Origin of the sequence: Pseudoleptotrichia goodfellowii, from assembly GCF_007990505.1 — a bacterium.
In the GTDB taxonomy this organism is placed as follows: domain Bacteria; phylum Fusobacteriota; class Fusobacteriia; order Fusobacteriales; family Leptotrichiaceae; genus Pseudoleptotrichia; species Pseudoleptotrichia goodfellowii.
On sequence record NZ_AP019822.1, the window covers coordinates 1,106,245 to 1,122,654 of the forward strand.

Annotated in this window: 20 protein-coding genes; 19 read left to right on the forward strand and 1 reads right to left on the reverse strand. The window is 31.3% G+C overall.

The features are described from left to right. Positions 1-6 precede the first annotated feature (6 nt). The 5 genes from lon to FVE72_RS05555 all read left to right on the forward strand — a co-directional run bounded on the left by lon (position 7) and on the right by FVE72_RS05555 (position 5,245). A complete protein-coding gene (lon, locus tag FVE72_RS05535; protein ID WP_146966431.1) occupies positions 7-2,397 on the forward strand; it encodes an endopeptidase La in 2,391 nt (796 codons plus the stop codon). A gap of 159 nt (positions 2,398-2,556) precedes the next feature. Then, the gene (locus tag FVE72_RS05540) at positions 2,557-3,138 is read left to right on the forward strand and encodes a DUF1003 domain-containing protein (RefSeq protein ID WP_036056104.1); all 582 of its coding nucleotides are present in this window, start codon (positions 2,557-2,559) and stop codon (positions 3,136-3,138) included. 4 nt (positions 3,139-3,142) lie between these two features. Continuing rightward, positions 3,143-3,724, forward strand: a complete 582-nt coding sequence (locus FVE72_RS05545) for a hypothetical protein (RefSeq protein WP_036056380.1) — start codon at positions 3,143-3,145, stop codon at positions 3,722-3,724. Further along, positions 3,721-4,179 carry an NUDIX hydrolase gene (locus FVE72_RS05550; RefSeq protein ID WP_026737583.1) on the forward strand — a complete coding sequence of 153 codons (459 nt, stop codon included), beginning with the start codon at positions 3,721-3,723 and terminating at the stop codon, positions 4,177-4,179. Before FVE72_RS05545 ends, FVE72_RS05550 begins: the two co-directional genes overlap by 4 nt. A gap of 82 nt (positions 4,180-4,261) precedes the next feature. After that, on the forward strand, positions 4,262-5,245 hold the full coding sequence (locus FVE72_RS05555; protein ID WP_026737584.1) for a BMP family ABC transporter substrate-binding protein: 984 nt from the start codon (positions 4,262-4,264) through the stop codon (positions 5,243-5,245). Positions 5,246-5,303: 58 nt separating this feature from the next. Here the strand turns inward: FVE72_RS05555 and FVE72_RS05560 are convergent, their stop codons facing one another. Beyond that, complete coding sequence (locus FVE72_RS05560; protein WP_026737585.1) at positions 5,304-6,092, reverse strand: SDR family NAD(P)-dependent oxidoreductase; 789 nt, start codon at positions 6,090-6,092, stop codon at positions 5,304-5,306. An 81-nt stretch (positions 6,093-6,173) separates the two neighbouring features. On the opposite strand from FVE72_RS05560, the gene FVE72_RS05565 reads away from it, so the two are divergent. The 14 genes from FVE72_RS05565 (at position 6,174) to FVE72_RS05630 (ending at position 16,349) form a co-directional block, all read left to right on the forward strand. After that, complete coding sequence (locus tag FVE72_RS05565; RefSeq protein ID WP_006806993.1) at positions 6,174-6,527, forward strand: MerR family transcriptional regulator; 354 nt, start codon at positions 6,174-6,176, stop codon at positions 6,525-6,527. 21 nt (positions 6,528-6,548) lie between these two features. Further along, positions 6,549-7,052, forward strand: coding sequence for a hypothetical protein (locus tag FVE72_RS05570; RefSeq protein ID WP_026737586.1), 504 nt, complete (start codon positions 6,549-6,551; stop codon positions 7,050-7,052). A 23-nt stretch (positions 7,053-7,075) separates the two neighbouring features. Continuing rightward, positions 7,076-7,720: a transcriptional regulator gene (locus tag FVE72_RS05575; RefSeq protein WP_036056383.1), complete on the forward strand. Its 645-nt coding sequence runs from the start codon at positions 7,076-7,078 to the stop codon at positions 7,718-7,720. Positions 7,721-7,744: 24 nt separating this feature from the next. After that, positions 7,745-8,374, forward strand: coding sequence for an orotate phosphoribosyltransferase (gene pyrE / locus FVE72_RS05580; protein ID WP_146966433.1), 630 nt, complete (start codon positions 7,745-7,747; stop codon positions 8,372-8,374). Between the two features lie 322 nt (positions 8,375-8,696). Next, the gene (locus FVE72_RS05585) at positions 8,697-9,371 is read left to right on the forward strand and encodes a hypothetical protein (protein WP_146966436.1); all 675 of its coding nucleotides are present in this window, start codon (positions 8,697-8,699) and stop codon (positions 9,369-9,371) included. An 87-nt stretch (positions 9,372-9,458) separates the two neighbouring features. Continuing rightward, a complete protein-coding gene (locus tag FVE72_RS05590; RefSeq protein ID WP_026737590.1) occupies positions 9,459-9,647 on the forward strand; it encodes a hypothetical protein in 189 nt (62 codons plus the stop codon). 219 nt (positions 9,648-9,866) lie between these two features. After that, entirely contained in the window at positions 9,867-10,280 is a 414-nt protein-coding gene (locus FVE72_RS05595; protein WP_006807011.1) for a hypothetical protein, read from the forward strand. A 75-nt stretch (positions 10,281-10,355) separates the two neighbouring features. Further along, a complete protein-coding gene (locus FVE72_RS05600) occupies positions 10,356-11,720 on the forward strand; it encodes a B12-binding domain-containing radical SAM protein (RefSeq protein ID WP_026737591.1) in 1,365 nt (454 codons plus the stop codon). 298 nt (positions 11,721-12,018) lie between these two features. Continuing rightward, positions 12,019-12,549, forward strand: a complete 531-nt coding sequence (locus FVE72_RS05605) for a type III toxin-antitoxin system ToxN/AbiQ family toxin (protein ID WP_036056107.1) — start codon at positions 12,019-12,021, stop codon at positions 12,547-12,549. A gap of 110 nt (positions 12,550-12,659) precedes the next feature. Further along, a complete protein-coding gene (locus tag FVE72_RS05610; protein ID WP_026737592.1) occupies positions 12,660-12,857 on the forward strand; it encodes a hypothetical protein in 198 nt (65 codons plus the stop codon). A gap of 50 nt (positions 12,858-12,907) precedes the next feature. After that, a complete protein-coding gene (pyrB, locus tag FVE72_RS05615) occupies positions 12,908-13,843 on the forward strand; it encodes an aspartate carbamoyltransferase (RefSeq protein ID WP_026737593.1) in 936 nt (311 codons plus the stop codon). A gap of 10 nt (positions 13,844-13,853) precedes the next feature. Continuing rightward, complete coding sequence (gene pyrI / locus FVE72_RS05620; RefSeq protein WP_006807008.1) at positions 13,854-14,309, forward strand: aspartate carbamoyltransferase regulatory subunit; 456 nt, start codon at positions 13,854-13,856, stop codon at positions 14,307-14,309. A gap of 19 nt (positions 14,310-14,328) precedes the next feature. After that, on the forward strand, positions 14,329-15,087 hold the full coding sequence (gene pyrF / locus FVE72_RS05625) for an orotidine-5'-phosphate decarboxylase (protein WP_026737594.1): 759 nt from the start codon (positions 14,329-14,331) through the stop codon (positions 15,085-15,087). Next, positions 15,087-16,349 carry a dihydroorotase gene (locus tag FVE72_RS05630; RefSeq protein WP_026737595.1) on the forward strand — a complete coding sequence of 421 codons (1,263 nt, stop codon included), beginning with the start codon at positions 15,087-15,089 and terminating at the stop codon, positions 16,347-16,349. Before pyrF ends, FVE72_RS05630 begins: the two co-directional genes overlap by 1 nt. Positions 16,350-16,410 lie beyond the last annotated feature (61 nt).

The following is a 16,410-nucleotide window of genomic DNA, read 5'->3' on the forward strand; positions in this document are numbered from 1 at the left end:
GGAATTATGTCAAGGAAACCATTTATTGCTACAAGAGAACTTGTGGTCTTTCCGGGTGTTGTAACGCCGATATTTATAGGAAGACAGTCAAGTCTGGCGAGTTTGGAAGAAGCATTGGACAAATTTGAGAATAAACTTATTCTCTCTACGCAAAAAGATGCCAATGTGGAAGATCCCAAATTACCTGAAGATGTTTATGAAACAGGAGTTCTTGTGCATGTAATACAAACGGTAAAAATGCCTAACGGTACTGTAAAAGTTCTGGTAGAAGCTAAGCACAGAGTGTTAATAGGGGAATTTTCCGAGAGAAACGGAGTACAGTTTACGGAATATCAGGAAATTTTTCCGAAACCTATAGAAGAAAGCAAAGCAGAAGCATTGAAAAGAAAAGTTATAGATGAATTTTCAAATTATGCAAAAACTACTCAGAAAATATTATCGGATGTTATATATAATATAAAAGAAATCAGAAATATAGATAAAGTTTTTGATTTGATATGTACCAATCTTATGATTGCGACAACAGTAAAACAGGAATTACTTGAAATACTTGATGTGGAAGAAAGAGCATACAGAATTTTAAGTATCCTTGAAAAAGAAGTGGAAATATTTACTATCGAAAAAGATATAGAATCGAAAGTAAGAGATCAGATGTCGGAAGTTCAGAAAAATTACTATTTAAGAGAAAAAATAAAGGCTATGAGAGAGGAAATGGGAGAAGACTCCGATTCGGACGAGGAGCTTGAAGAACTTGACCAGAAAGTCCATGAGTCGAAAGTACCTCAGGAGCTGAAAGACAAACTTTTCAAAGAACTTTCGAGATTGAAAAAAATGCCCGACTTTTCGGCAGAATCTTCAGTTATAAGATCTTATGTGGAAACTGTTCTCGAACTTCCTTGGGACGAATCTACAAAAGATGAAATAGACATTGAGAAAGCTGAAAAAATCCTTAATGAAGATCATTACGGACTGACAGAAGTAAAAGAGAGAATTTTGGAATTTTTGGCAGTGAAAAAACTGAATAATACTCTGAAAGGCTCGATTATCTGTCTTGTAGGACCTCCGGGTGTCGGGAAAACCTCACTTGCGAACTCTGTTGCCCGTTCGATGAATAGAAAATTCACGAGAATATCTCTTGGAGGACTTAGAGATGAAGCCGAAATAAGAGGACACAGAAGAACATATATCGGATCAATGCCGGGAAGACTTATAAATTCGTTGAAACAGGTAGGAGTAAATAATCCTGTCATGTTATTTGACGAAATAGATAAAATGGCTTCGGACTTTAGAGGAGATCCCGCTTCGGCGATGCTGGAAGTGCTAGATCCTGCTCAAAACCATACTTTTGAGGATCACTATATAGATTATCCTTTTGATTTATCCAAAGTGTTCTTTATATGTACGGCAAACGATTTGGGAGGAATACCCGGTCCGCTTAGGGACAGAATGGAAATAATTTCCATAGAATCTTATACGGAATTTGAAAAGCTGAATATTGCGAAAAAATATCTGATACCGCAAACACAGGAAGAAAACGGACTTAAAGACTATAAAATACCGTTTTCCGATGCTTCAATATTCAAAATAATAAATGAGTATACAAGAGAAGCGGGAGTGAGAAATCTAAGAAGAGAAATAAGCAAATTGTTCAGAAAAATGGCTAAAGAAGCTTTGACTTCCAAGTCAAAAAAACTATCGGTTACAGAAGCTAAGATAAAAGATTATCTCGGAAATCCTAAGTTCAGGGAAGACAAGATAAAAGAAAAAACAGGAAAAATAGGTGTTGTAAATGGACTTGCCTGGACAGCTGTAGGCGGAACAATGCTTGAAGTACAGGCTGTAAAAATGGAAGGAAAAGGTAATCTTCAACTTACAGGGAAATTAGGAAGTGTAATGCAGGAATCTGCTAAAGTTGCTTATTCTTATGTCAGACATATAAAAAATGAATTGGGCATAAAAAATAAATTTAATGAAGAAACAGATATTCATTTGCATTTTCCTGAGGGAGCAGTACCGAAAGACGGTCCGTCGGCAGGGATAACTATAACGACTGCTATAATATCAGTACTTGCCGATAAAGAAGTCAGACAGGATATAGCAATGACAGGAGAAATAACTATTACAGGGGAAGTTCTTGCGATAGGAGGAGTAAAAGAAAAAGTCATTGCAGCTCACAGAGTGGGTATAAGAGAAGTAGTCCTTCCGATAGATAACAAAATAGATGCGGAAGAGTTACCTGAAGAAATAACAAAAGACATGACTTTCCATTATGCGGAAACTTACGATGATGTAAAAAAAGTAGTTTTTGTAAAAGGAAAAGAAAAGTCCAAGAAAAAAGAAACAGAGAAAACAAAAGTTACAAAAAAAAGTAAATCAGCAAAAACATCGAAGAAATAATAAATGTCTTATTGAGTACTTATAGACATATTATACTCCCGTAAATCCTTCTTTCATTTATATGAAAGACTGTGATGATGCGGGAGTATTTTAATATTTCTTTTTTATTTATTCTATGTTAAAATATAAAAAATAAATGCAAAATTAGGAGTGAGTGAAATGACGGATTTAAACGATTTATCTGAAGAAAAAAGAGGGAAATTAGTAAAAAATCTTAAAGAAGAAATAGAAAATGAGAAGAAAATGCACATGCTGTTAGAGCAGAAAGTCTCGGAGATAACCGAGAAAAAGGAGAAATTGAAGTTTTCTCAAAAATTGGGTAATGCAATAGGAGATTTTGTCGGAAGTTGGAAATTTATTATACTTTTAGGCTTGTTTTTGGTATTTTGGATAGCTTTGAATGTGCATTTTTTAATGAGAAAAACATTCGATCCGTATCCTGTTCTTCTGCTTAATTTGATTTTATCGTGTGTCGCAGCAATACAGGCACCTCTGATAATGATGAGTCAAAAAAGAAAGCGTGATATAGACAGACAGCAAAAAGAAAATGATTATAAAGTGAATCTGAAAACAGAAATTGTGGTAGAAGATATTCATTATAAGCTTGATGAGTTACTGGAAAAACAGGAAGAAATAATTGAAAGAATTATTTATCTGGAAGGAAGAAAGCCTGATCCTGAACAAAGAAAATATAAATTTATGAAAGATATTTTTGAAAAAGATAAAAAAGCTGAGGAATAAAAATATGAATAAAACGGGATTTTTGAAAAAATACGATAAAAAAATAAGTTTGATTTTATGCTTATTGATGATGTTATTCTTAATAATATTTTTTATGAATAAAGATTTTTTCAACTGGGCTTTTAAAAGGCATCAGAATATTCTAAGTTGGTATATAAGACCTTTGTTTTTGATTCCTTTTTGTTATTTTTCTTATAAAAGGAGTTTTAGCGGTATTGCGATAACGATATTGGGAGTATTGACAAGTATGTTCTGGTTCCCTGAACCTGTAAGAGTAGATGAACAGGTAAGTAACTTTTTGAATATGGAAAAAAATTATTTAATGACAGATTGGACCGTTTCAAAGATTCTGATATCATCAGTAGTTCCTTTATCGCTTATTATTTTATCAATAGCATTTTGGAAAAGAAATATCTTATTGGGAATTATAAATTTGGTTATTATTGCTGTAGGGAAAATAATTTGGAGTATCGGATTCGGAGGAGATGGAGGTAAAAAAATAATATTACCTGCATTTACGGGATTAGTTTTATGTATAGTATTAATTTATGCAGGAATAAAAACGAAAGGAAAAAAAGATTTATGAAAATAGCTACAATCTGCTATATAAAGAAAGACGGATATACGCTTATGCTTAAAAGAACAAAAAAGAAAAATGACATACACGAAGGGAAATGGGTAGGTGTAGGTGGAAAAATGGAAATGGGAGAAAGCCCTGAAGATTGCATTAGAAGAGAAGTGTTTGAAGAAACAGGGTTGACTTTAAAAAATTTAAAATTAAAAGGTTTTTTAAGTTTTCCGGGGTTTGAAGATGAAGAAGACTGGTATTCTTTTGCGTTTGAATCAACTGATTTTGAAGGAGAACTTATAGATTCTCCAGAAGGAGAACTGGCGTGGATAAAAGATGATAAGATTAAAGACTTGAATATGTGGGAAGGAGATATTGATTTTCTTGAATGGATGAAAAAAGATAGAATATTTTCAGGAAAAATCACATATGATAAAGGAAAGTTCATAAAATCGGAAGTTATTTTCTATTAGGGGAATTTTTTCCTAAAATCTTTATAGAAACTGCAAATTTTACATATCAAAAAAATAAATAAGCAATAAGGAGGAATTTAAATTGAAAAATAAATTGTTTTTAGTGATTTTAATGCTTTGTTCGATTATTTCTTTCGGAGCAAACGGTAAAACAATAAATGTTGCGGTAATTTATTCTGTTAGAGGAAAAGGCGATAAATCGAGAAATGACTTTGCTTATGAAGGACTTATGAAAGCAAAAAAAGATTTCGGAATAGAGTTTAAAGAGATTATACAGAAAGTTTCTATTCTTGATGCTGAAGATCAGATAAAATTTCTGGCTAAAAGCGGGAAATACGACCTGATAATAGGAATACCGCACGAAACACAAATGGCAATCAGAAATATGGCAAGAGAATATCCCGAGCAGAAGTTTGCAGTGGCTTATGAAAGATTGGACAGTAAAATCCCGAATGTTGCCACTATTCTATTTAGAGAAGAAGAGGGCGGATTTTTGGCAGGAGCATTGGCAGCAATGATGAATAAGACTTGTTCTGTAGGATTTATAGGTTCTACAGAAACGGAAAATGTGAAAAAATACGAAACAGGATTTAAGCAGGGAGCAAAATATATAAATAAAAATATAGTAACAGTAAGTTCGTATATTGACGGCGAAAATCCTTATTTTGATATTCCTTTAGGCAAAAAGAAAGCCGAAGAAATGATTAAGAAATATAAAACAGGAGTTATATTTCACGATGCTTCGGGCAGCGGAATAGGAGTACTGAATGCGGCACAGGAAAATAAAATATTCGCAGTGTCGTCAGAACAGAATGAGGATAAACTCGCTCCGGGAACAGTTTTGACTTCGGTCATGACAGATTTGAGCACACCTGTCTACACGATAGTAAAAAGTGTAGTGAATGGTAATTTTCAAGGGAAAGAATATTACTTCGGGCTTTCTGAAAATGCTATAAAAACTACTGATTTCACATATACAAAAAATACGATAGGAAAAGAAAAGTTACAAAAATTGGAAGAAATAAAAGAAATGATAAGAAGCGGGAAGATAAAAGTGAGGGATTAGAAAAAATGTGAGGGCGAGAAAGCCCTCTATTTCAGGTTTTTAGGGATATTGATAAAATCTAATCGTTATTCAAATTTTGATTTTTGTTTGAATTATAAGAATGACTGAAAACGGGAGAAGATAAACTGAAAGTGAAAATTTCACGATCGACAATACCTACTGTGAAATCACTTTCGGATAATTGATATAAGAAATCGGCTATTTCTTCACTTGTGTGATATGTACCGAAGACTTTGTCATAATCATAATCAGTAACATCGTTTGCTATATTTCCGAATTCTGTTTTCGTAGCTGCAGGAGCAAGAACTTTGGCTTTTAATTTTGAGTTGTTTTTAATCAGTTCTCTTGCCAATCCTTCGGTAAATGAACTTACATAAAATTTAGTTGCACAATAAACAGTGGCAGACGGAACGATTGTATATCCTCCTGCCGAAGAAATATTGATTAATTGGCTTCCTTCAACATTGTGATAATCTTTAACATAAAGAATCGAAAGTAATGTCAGAGCTTCGATATTTAATTTTAACATATTCCGGGTTTTTTCAATATTATGCTCATTAACGTTTTGATATAATCCGGAGCCTGCATTATTAATTAAAATTTCAATATTATATTCTTTAAGACTAGAATAAAGATCCTGAATTTTTTCTGTATCTGTTAAATCAAAATCTTTAATAACAATATCAATATCAGGGTAATCAGATAAGATTTCATTTTTCAGATTTTCCATTAAATTTTTTCTTCTTGCTATTAAGATCAGATTTTTTCCTTTTTTTGCAAACAGTTTCGCAGCGGCTTTACCGATGCCCGAACTCGCTCCTGTAATTGTAACATATTTTTTTGACATAAAATTACCTCCAATTTATTTGATAGAAAAAGTTTATCAGTTAGAGTATAGTGTAAGTCAATATATTTTTTAGGAGATGCTATGAATATAAGTGAATTTTCAGAAAAGACAGGATTAACAGCGTATACAATAAGATATTACGAAAAGAAAAATTTGATAAAAGTAAAAAGAGATGATAAAAATAGAAGAATATATGACGAAAGTGATATAGAATGGATTAAATTCATAAAAAAACTGAAGGATACAGGGATGTTATTGAAAGATATAAAAGTTTATTCTGATTTGAGATATAAAGGAGACGGAACAATATCTGAAAGAATGGAACTTCTTATAAAGCATAGAAAATATGTAAAAAACCAGATAAAGATATGGGAAAATTATTTAAGTAATTTAGATAATAAAATAGAAATTTATAAATCGAAAATAAGAAATTAGAGGTTTTATAAGGAGATATTTATGACTGAAATTATATTTAGTTATAACAGACTTTCTCATCGTGTGTTAAATTTTATGATTATTGTAGGACAATTTATCAGTTTAATATTAGTTTGGTTGTTTTTGTATTTTTTAGGAATAACTAATTATGAAACGGCTCCTGCTTTTTTTCAGGAAAATCCTGATATTGCAGTTTGGATTATATTCCTTTCTATTCCGTTTTTCATGTTATCAACTGCGTTTATTATATTTAAGTTTTGGAGCAGAAAAGAAGATAAAGCTTGTATTCGTTTATGGAAAGAATATGCTATTTTATATTATCGTGGAGAAGAAATAATGATAAATAAAGGGGAAATAAGTATCGAACAGTTAACTTCGAAGAAAAAAGCAATTTTTTATGATACATATATTTTAAAAATTCAAAAAAGAAAGATAATATTTGACAAATGTATTTTAAAAAAAGGAAAAAAGAGAGAAAAGACTCTTTCTTTTGCAATGAAAAAATTATTGTATTATACAAAATAAACATGAAAGGAAAAGAAACAATCATGAGAAATTTTAATTATAAGCCTTTGATTGAATATGTTTCATATTTAAACAGGAAGTATATTAATCCCGATAAAGCCGGAGCAGATAAAGAAAGTATGCAAAAATTTAAAGAGGCGGGACAGTCTGCAAGAAAGACGTTTACTGAAATTGCAAAAAGTTTTGAAAGTAAACTCGAAGACTTTAAAATGCAGAAAGTCAGCAGCTGGATGAATCAGGCACAAATAGGACGTCCTTATTTTTGGGTATTTTTTAAAAGACCTGATGAGCTTCGTGACGAATCGGGATTTGCATTAAGAGTGTTTGGAGAAGGAAAAAATACAGGAATTTCATTGGAAGTGAGTTTTCTTGAAAGAGGTATAGGAAAAAATACAATTCATCAACAGAATAAAGTTCTTGAAATACCTATAAAAGAGCCTTTGTACTATTTTTCGCAGATTGACGGAGAAAACTATCGAATGAACGGGAATGAGGAAAATCGTCAAAAACTCATAAAAGATGTAACTGACAGGAAAGTAAGAAAAGTTCTTGTAAAATACGATGTAAATAATATACAGAGTTTTAAAAATCTTGATGAATTAACAGATGAATTTTTAAAAGGTTTTAAACTGCTTTATCCTTATTACGAAATGACTAAAATAAGATAATAAATAGAAAGGAACTGAAAATTTATGAATGATTTGTCGTTGAAAGAAAAAATCGCTAAAGTGCTGTTTGATGTAAAGGCTGTAAAAATCAGTGTAAATGAGCCTTTTACTTTTGCTTCGGGAATAAAAAGTCCTATTTACTGTGATAACAGATATATTTTAGGATTTCCTGAAGAAAGAGATATTATAATTGACGGATTTGTCGAGAAAATAGACAAAGATGCAGATGTGATTGTCGGAGTGGCAACTGCAGGAATACCTTGGGCTTCGTTTATTGCCGACAGAATGAAAAAGCCTCTTTCCTATGTGAGAAACAAACCGAAAGAACACGGGCGTGGAAAACAGATAGAGGGAGCGGATATAAAAGGAAAAAAAGTAGTTGTAATAGAAGACCTTATAACTACAGGGAAAAGTAGTCTTATCGCTGTGGAAGTTCTGCAGAAAGAAGGAGTTGCTGAACAGGAAGTAATGGCTATATTTTCTTACGGTTTTGATAAGGCAAGTGAAAATTATGAGAAGTATAATTGTAAATTCAGTTCCCTTTCCAATTTTGATACGTTGATAAAAATACTGGAACAGTCGAAATACTTGACAGAAGAAGAGGCTAAAATAGCTTTGGAATGGAGCAGAAATCCTGGGAGATGGGGGAGATAGGGATAATTTTTACATAAATATTTTGAGAAATAAAGAATTAGAATATCAAGGATAGAGGGTTAGAAAATGTTTTTACAATTTCTTGAAACAAAAAATTTAAAAGAACAAAAGAGAGAAGATATTTATATAAGGGTTAAAAAAGTTACGGAAAAGATGATTAAACTAGTATTGCTATAGTGATGTTGGCTTAGCGATTATATTTTGCATTAATATGCTATAATAAAATTGAATAAGTTTAGAATAAAAAAGACTGGATATATTTCAAACTTTTATGTATAATAAAATTATAAAAATAATTAATTTTATATAAAAGGAGAAAAATATGAAGAATGATAATGAAAAGTATGAAGTAACTCTAAAAGAGGACGGATCAGTAGAAGAGATAAAATCTGTTCCTAAAAGTAAGGAAGAATTAGAAAAAGAATTAGCTTCTTTGGAAGAACAGTTAGAAGCTAAAAAATTAGAAGAAAAAATAGAACAAATGAAAAGACGACTGGCAGGAGAACCGGAACCTGCTGACATAGAGTATATTGAGGAAGTATTAGATAAAAAAGAAAAAGAAGAAAAGAAAAAGAGTGATACTATTCAATGGGCAGTAGCCCTGTTATTAGTAGTATTTTTATTTGCCGGAGGATACGGATATATGTGGTATCAAGATAAGGTATCTAAAGCTAAAGCTGCGGCTGCAGCAGAAGAACAAAAAAGGCAGGAAAAAAAGGCTAAAGTGCCGGAAAAAACTCAGGAGGAAAAAGACGAAGAGGCTTGGCAGGCTTGGATGAAAGAGCAGGAAAATAAATATGGCTATGTACTTGCTCATGTTAATGAAAGTAATGTTAAGAGAGAATGGTTTAACGGACATGGGAAATTACCTGATTTAGATAATTGGAAATGGACATCTAAGAATTATAAAAGAGTATCTTTATCTGATGAAGAATTAAGACAGTTATTTGGAAAGAATAAGTTCTGCCAAAATGTAGGACAACAATTAATGTTATGATACGAGAATACAGCTTTAGGATATCCTGATGGTAGAGGGACTTGGAGAGCAGGATTAGCAGTTGCTCTAGCGGAATACAGTAAACAAATGTTTCCTTCTGATTTACAAGAAGAGTATGGGGAACTTAATTTGTCAAAGCTTTGGAAATATGCCGATTGCAAAGTAGCACCTCAAGAAATATTAAATAAAGTGTATATTGACAGAGCAATTTTCACTAAAGGTATATATGATGAGACTCTGTGGGATTTAGCACGTGACAGCTTCTGGGAATATTAATGACAAAGTTGATGATATAGTTTATGCTTATTTCTAATACTACTGTCATAATATAGACTACCCCAATATAAAAATAGAAATATAATCTACAATTTAGTTATTCTAAAACTGTCTAATATTTCAAAAATAATAGATTTTTCTATTTTAATGAAGATAACGAGTATACTGATATATAAAATTAAAAAAATATAAACAATAACAAATTAGGAGATGATTAAATTGAAAAAATCGTTATTAATATTATTTCTATTATTCGGTGCAGTAAGTTTGGCACGGGAAGTATGGAAAGAAAGAGATTACTGTTATGGTGGTGAAAGGACAGAGTTGAGAGGAGTGAAATTCTCAAAAGACGGGAATTTTGCATTGAGAACTTATGAATATTGCTATTTAGGCGGAAAAATGTATAAAAATATTCTTGTAGATGTGGAAATTAAAGTAGGAAATCCTGATAACAGATATGTTGATAATCCTGTTTATGACAGATATCTTGTAGCAACTTCCAAAAGTGAATACAATTTTAAGGCTTGGAATGATGAAGAAATTATGGTTGTAATAAAGGGAGAAACAAACGATTTTAAAAATTTGAAATTAGCAAAAAAATGGTTTTTAAACTCAAAAAAAAGATTATTTTAAACTCGAAAAAAGACTGGAGAAATTCCGTCTTTTTTAGTATAATAAATTAAAATTACAATCAAGGGGAGAAATTGTATGAAAGTGAAAATGATACTACCTGCATTGACAGAAGCCGAAAGTCCTTTTTGGAGACCGATAAAATATTCACTCTTTCCTCCGTTGGGACTTGCAACATTGGCGGGATATTTTTCCGAAGATGACGAAATAGAATTACAGGATCAGCATATAGAAGAACTGAATTTGGATGACAGTCCCGACCTTGTAGTAATTCAGGTTTATATTACAAATGCATACAGGTCTTATAAACTTGCTGATTATTACAGAAAAAAGGGAGTATATGTAGTTTTAGGGGGATTGCATGTTACTTCACTGCCCGAAGAGGCAATAGAGCATGCAGATACAATAATGCTAGGTCCAGGAGAAGATATTTTCCCCAAGTTTCTTGAAGATTTGAGAAATAAAAAGCCTCAAAAAATGTATATTTCTGTACACAGAAGTTTGGAAAATATTCCTGTTGTCAGAAGAGATTTAATAAAAAGAGAACGATATTTAGTGCCTAATTCTATTGTAGTAACGAGAGGATGTCCTCATCATTGCGATTTTTGCTATAAAGATGCCTTTTATCAAAACGGAAAATCATTTTATACAAGATTGGTAGATGACGCATTAAAAGAAATTGAAAGTTTGCCGGGAAGACATTTATATTTTTTGGATGATCATTTACTTGGGAATCCTAAGTTCGCAAAAGAACTTTTTGAAGGAATGAAAGGAATGAATCGTGTATTTCAGGGAGCAGCGACTATTGATTCGATATTGACGGGAGATACTATAGAAAAAGCTGCTGAAGCAGGACTTAGGAGTATATTTGTAGGATTTGAAACATTTTCGCCGGAAAATCTGAAACAAAGCAATAAAAGTCAGAATTTACAGAGAGATTATATAAAAGTGGTGAACAGGTTACATTCATTGGGAATTATGATTAACGGAAGTTTTGTATTCGGACTGGATAATGATGATAAAGATGTTTTTAAAAGAACTGTGGACTGGGGAGTAAAAAATGCGATAACGACTTCGACTTATCATATACTGACGCCTTATCCCGGCACAAGGCTCTTTAAAAGAATGGAAGAAGACGGGAGAATAACTACGAGAAATTGGAACTTGTACGATACGAGAAATGTAGTTTATAAAACGAAAAATCTGACTCCTCAGGAACTGAAAGAAGGATATAACTGGGCTTATAAAGAATTTTATACATGGAAAAATATATTTGAAGCAAGCAGTAATCATAATTTAGTCAAACATAAATTAAAACACTTTTTTTATACTGCAGGCTGGAAAAAATTTGAGCCTTTTTGGAATTTTGTTATAAAAAGCCGACATTTGAATAATATGACACCTGTATTGGAAAGTATTTTAAGCAAAGTGAAAAATCATTAATATAAATACTTTAATGAAATTATAATTTTTGTGTTGAAAAAAAGATAAAAATGTTGTATAATAAATTTACAAAAGCAAGTGTATCCTACTTTTCGGTAAAAATATACCGATAAAACGGAAACTGACAGGAGTGCAAGTGTATCCTACTTTTCGGTAAAAATATACCGATAAAACGGAAACTGACAGGAGTGCAAGTGTATCCTGCTTTTCAGTAGAAGCATACTGATAAAACGGAAATTAAAAAACTGAAAAGGGCGATGATTTTTTTTCGCCCTGTTATTATACATGGGGGATATAAATGAAAAATAGATTAATATTTGTGAAAATTGATGAAAAGTATATTGAGTATTTATCAAGATATGAAAATAAGGTTGCACAAAAGAAAAATCGAATTTGGATAGGAGTTTTATTAGAGATAAATAATATAAAATATTTTGCACCTCTTTCTTCTCCTAAAGAAAAGCATATGAAAATGAATGAACAAATTGATTTTATGAAGATAGATTCGGGTAAATTAGGAGTAATTAATTTCAATAATATGATACCGATAAGAGGTGAAAGTAATTATATAAAAGTGGTTTTTAAAAATGAAGATGAAAAGTATAAATATCTTTTACAAAATCAGTATAATTGGATAAAAAATAATAAAACAGTAATTTTTCAGAAGGCAGAAGTACTATATACAATGATTGAGAAATTAATATTGAAAAAGAAAAGAACAAAATTCCAGAATACCCTCCTAAAAAGATGTGTAAATTTTAAAAAACTTGAAAAAATAATTGAAATCGAAGATAAAAAAATATTCACTAAAACGGATAAATTTTACTAAAATAAAAAAATATTATTAAAATAAAAGTCTAATCCTATTGAAAAATAGAAAAAAATTTGATATTATATTTAAAATTTGAGATAAAAAAATTTGAAATAGGAGAAATTGTGATGCTTGGAATTTTTACTGAAAATAATAATTTCAAAAGAATATTCAGCAAACTGAAACAGGAAAAACCCGATTTTTCATTTCATTCAGTTTCATATTTTATTTCATATAATTTATACAAAAAAAGAAAATTTGAGATTCAGATTTCGGATTTTCTCACAATAATTGATAATAGAGAGAATAAAGATATTTTATTTTAAATATTTATTATTCTCTTTTTTTATAAATAAAAATTTTATAGGAGGCGGTAATGAAACAGAAAGACATTATTTCAATGAATGACATGAGTAAAGAAGAGATTCTGAGTATTTTGGAGATTGCAGGGAAGATAGAGAAAACGCCTGAAAAAGAAAAATTAAAATTTTTACAAGGGAAAATAGTTTCAACACTGTTTTTTGAACCGAGTACGAGAACGAAGATGTCCTTTGAGTCGGCAGCATTGAGATTGGGGGCTGAGATACTTCATTTTCCTCCCCTTGAACAGACATCACTGAAAAAAGGAGAGTCATTTACAGACACTATAAAAATGGTAGAATCCTACTCGGATGCCATAGTAGTAAGACATCCTTTTGACGGAGCGGCAAGACTTGCGGCAAATACTTCTAAAAAACCCGTGCTTAATGCAGGAGACGGCTCCAATCAGCACCCGAGTCAGACGTTACTTGATTTGTATACTATTCTTGAAGAAAAAGGGACGTTGAATAACATATCCGTAGCTTTTGTAGGAGATTTGAAATACGGAAGAACTGTACATTCTCTTGTAAAAGCACTGACACATTTCAATCCGAAAATTTATTTTGTATCTCCCGAAATATTGCAAATGCCTCAATATTTGCTTGATGATTTGGATAAACATAATATTAAATATGAAGTTTTGAGAGATTTCAGAGATTGTCTGGATAAAATAGATGTATTTTACATGACGAGAATACAGCGTGAAAGATTTCCTGATATAGAAGATTATGAAAAGGTAAAGGGAGTTTATGTGATAAATAAAGAAAATATAGCGGGGAAATGTAAAGAAGATATGATAATACTGCATCCGTTGCCAAGAGTGGATGAAATATCTACGGATTTGGATGATACAAAATATGCATTATACTTTAAACAGGCTAAAAACGGTATTCCTGTGAGACAGGCGATGTTAATGACAGTGTTGGACGAAATAAAAAATCATATAAAATAGGAGGATAATAATGGAATTACAAATAACGGCTTTAAAAAACGGAATAGTTATAGATCACATTCCTGCAGAAAAAACTTTTCCCATTCTGGAAATACTTCGTTTGAGAGAATACGGCGAAGTGATAACGGTAGCGTGTAATTTGAAAAGCAGCTCGTTAGGGAAAAAAGGATTAATAAAAATAGCGGACAGAAACTTGGGAGACAGAGAACTGGGAGAAATCGCGATCCTGGCACCTGATGTAACGATTAATATTATTGAAAATTTTAAAGTAGTAAAGAAAATAAAATTGTCTATACCTAATGAAATTGTCGGATTGATAAAATGTAATAACAATAAATGTATATCAAATCATGAAAATATAGAATCAAAATTTATTAAAATCACAGACGGAGATAAAATAAAATACAAATGTTTTTATTGCGAAAGAGTTATAGCAGAACATGAAATTGAGTTAAAACCTTTATAAATCAAAGAGAAAAGAGGAAATGAATTTGAATATTGAAGAAAAAGCAAAAAGTAAATTGATTATTGCTCTTGATTATGATGATTTGAAAGAAGCTCAAGAGTCGGTTGAAAATCTTGGAAATAACGTAGACATATATAAGGTCGGGCTAGAAATATTTCTGAATACAAACGGGAAAATCATTGATTATTTGCATGAGAAAAATAAAAAAGTGTTTTTAGACTTAAAATTTCACGATATAACGAATACCGTAAAAGCAGCCTGTGAATATGCTATAAAAAGAGATGTTTTTATGTTCAATATTCACTGTTCCAACGGAAGTAAAACGATGAGAAAGGTTGCCGAACTTGTAAAAAAACATAATTCAAACTCAATTTTAATAGGAGTTACAGTGCTTACAAATTTGTCCGAAGAAGATATTCAGGAGATGTTTAAAAGTGAGATGAATTTGAAAGAACTTGTTTTGAATATGGCGACAATAACTAAAAATAGCGGAATGAACGGTATTGTATGTTCTGCAGATGAAGCAAAATTTATAAAAGAAAAACTCGGAAATGATTTTGTTACTGTATGTCCGGGAATAAGACCGCGATTTACTTTAAATAAAGAGGACGATCAAAGCAGAATAATGACACCTTATAATGCGATAATGAATAATGCCGATTTTCTTGTAGTCGGACGACCTGTAACAAAGTCTGAAAATCCTGTAAAAGCTGTAAAATTTATAATTGAAGAAATTTCAAAAGGACTGAACAAAAAATCAAATAAATTGGAGAAATGATGGAAAATAAAGGGAAAACTTTACTTTTAAAAAACGGAAAAGATATATACGGAGAAAAGATTGATATTTTAATTGTCGGAGAAAAAATCGAAAAAATATCCGAAGAAATATCAGGAAAAGATGCAGAAAATCTAAAAATTATAGATTTAAAAGGAAATCTTGTAATGCCCGGAATAATAGATATTCATACACATATGAGAGAGCCGGGAATAACTCATAAAGAAGATTTTGAATCAGGGTCAAAAGCTTGTGCCAAAGGAGGAATTACTACGTTTTATGATATGCCGAATACAGTTCCTCCTACGGTAACTCTTGAAAATCTTATTATGAAAAAGAAAGCGGCAGCAGAAAAGTCCATTGTTAATTTCGGATTTCATTTCGGAGGAAGTAAAAATAACAATATAGAGGAAATTAGAAAAGTTTTGAAAGAAAAAGAAGCGAACACTGTAAAAATATTTATGAATGTTACTACAGGTGAGATGCTTATAGAAGATGAAGAATTACTGAAAGAGATATTTAGAAATTCGGATTTGGTGCCGATTCATGCAGAGCATGAAATGATAGATAAGGCATTATTACTGAATAAAGAATACGGGCATGGACTTTATGTGTGTCATATTCCGTCAAAAGAGGAACTTGTGAAAGTTATAGAAGCAAAGAATAATCCTAAAATGAATAATGAAAAACATCCTGTTTACGTGGAAGTTACCCCTCATCATCTGTTTTTAAATGAAAAAATTCGGGAAAGCAGTGAAAGAAATAAAATGCTTTTGAGAATGAAGCCTGAATTGAGAACTGAACAAGATAATGAATTTTTATGGAAAGCACTGATTAACGGAGATATTGATACTGTGGGAACTGATCATGCTCCTCATTTGATAAGTGAAAAGCTTGAAAAAGTAACATTCGGAATGCCCGGAGTGGAAACATCTCTCGCTCTCATGCTTACCGAATATAATAAAGGAAAGATAACTCTTGAGAAAATTCAGAAAGTGATGTGTGAAAATCCTGCAAAAATAATGAAAATAGAAAAAAGAGGAAAACTGAAAGAGGGATATTATGCTGATATTATAGTGATCGACCTGAATAAAGAGTGGATAGTAAAAAATGAGGATTGCGAGTCTAAGTGTAAATGGAGTCCTTATGAAAATTGGAAATTAAAAGGGAAAAATATAATGACTGTAGTAAACGGAAATATAGTCTACGAGAATGAAAAAATTCGGGAGAATGAGGGAAAAGGAAGGAATGTGGAGGTTAAATAGTACCAACAGGTAACGATAAATTCATAAGTTTTTTATAGTCAAATTTTCTCAAAATATAACC

Excerpts from the sequence above, each read along its gene's own strand:
- FVE72_RS05605 (WP_036056107.1), top strand. The coding sequence starts at position 12,019 with ATGAAAAATAGATTAATATTTGTGAAAATTGATGAAAAGTATATTGAG.
- FVE72_RS05545 (WP_036056380.1), top strand. The coding sequence starts at position 3,143 with ATGAATAAAACGGGATTTTTGAAAAAATACGATAAAAAAATAAGTTTG.
- FVE72_RS05590 (WP_026737590.1), top strand. The coding sequence starts at position 9,459 with ATGTTTCCTTCTGATTTACAAGAAGAGTATGGGGAACTTAATTTGTCA.
- lon (WP_146966431.1), top strand. The coding sequence starts at position 7 with ATGTCAAGGAAACCATTTATTGCTACAAGAGAACTTGTGGTCTTTCCG.
- FVE72_RS05575 (WP_036056383.1), top strand. The coding sequence starts at position 7,076 with ATGAGAAATTTTAATTATAAGCCTTTGATTGAATATGTTTCATATTTA.
- FVE72_RS05540 (WP_036056104.1), top strand. The coding sequence starts at position 2,557 with ATGACGGATTTAAACGATTTATCTGAAGAAAAAAGAGGGAAATTAGTA.
- FVE72_RS05630 (WP_026737595.1), top strand. The coding sequence starts at position 15,087 with ATGGAAAATAAAGGGAAAACTTTACTTTTAAAAAACGGAAAAGATATA.
- FVE72_RS05560 (WP_026737585.1), bottom strand. The coding sequence starts at position 6,092 with ATGTCAAAAAAATATGTTACAATTACAGGAGCGAGTTCGGGCATCGGT.
- FVE72_RS05610 (WP_026737592.1), top strand. The coding sequence starts at position 12,660 with ATGCTTGGAATTTTTACTGAAAATAATAATTTCAAAAGAATATTCAGC.
- pyrF (WP_026737594.1), top strand. The coding sequence starts at position 14,329 with ATGAATTTGAATATTGAAGAAAAAGCAAAAAGTAAATTGATTATTGCT.
- pyrB (WP_026737593.1), top strand. The coding sequence starts at position 12,908 with ATGAAACAGAAAGACATTATTTCAATGAATGACATGAGTAAAGAAGAG.
- FVE72_RS05565 (WP_006806993.1), top strand. The coding sequence starts at position 6,174 with ATGAATATAAGTGAATTTTCAGAAAAGACAGGATTAACAGCGTATACA.
- FVE72_RS05585 (WP_146966436.1), top strand. The coding sequence starts at position 8,697 with ATGAAGAATGATAATGAAAAGTATGAAGTAACTCTAAAAGAGGACGGA.
- FVE72_RS05550 (WP_026737583.1), top strand. The coding sequence starts at position 3,721 with ATGAAAATAGCTACAATCTGCTATATAAAGAAAGACGGATATACGCTT.
- FVE72_RS05570 (WP_026737586.1), top strand. The coding sequence starts at position 6,549 with ATGACTGAAATTATATTTAGTTATAACAGACTTTCTCATCGTGTGTTA.
- FVE72_RS05600 (WP_026737591.1), top strand. The coding sequence starts at position 10,356 with ATGAAAGTGAAAATGATACTACCTGCATTGACAGAAGCCGAAAGTCCT.
- pyrI (WP_006807008.1), top strand. The coding sequence starts at position 13,854 with ATGGAATTACAAATAACGGCTTTAAAAAACGGAATAGTTATAGATCAC.
- pyrE (WP_146966433.1), top strand. The coding sequence starts at position 7,745 with ATGAATGATTTGTCGTTGAAAGAAAAAATCGCTAAAGTGCTGTTTGAT.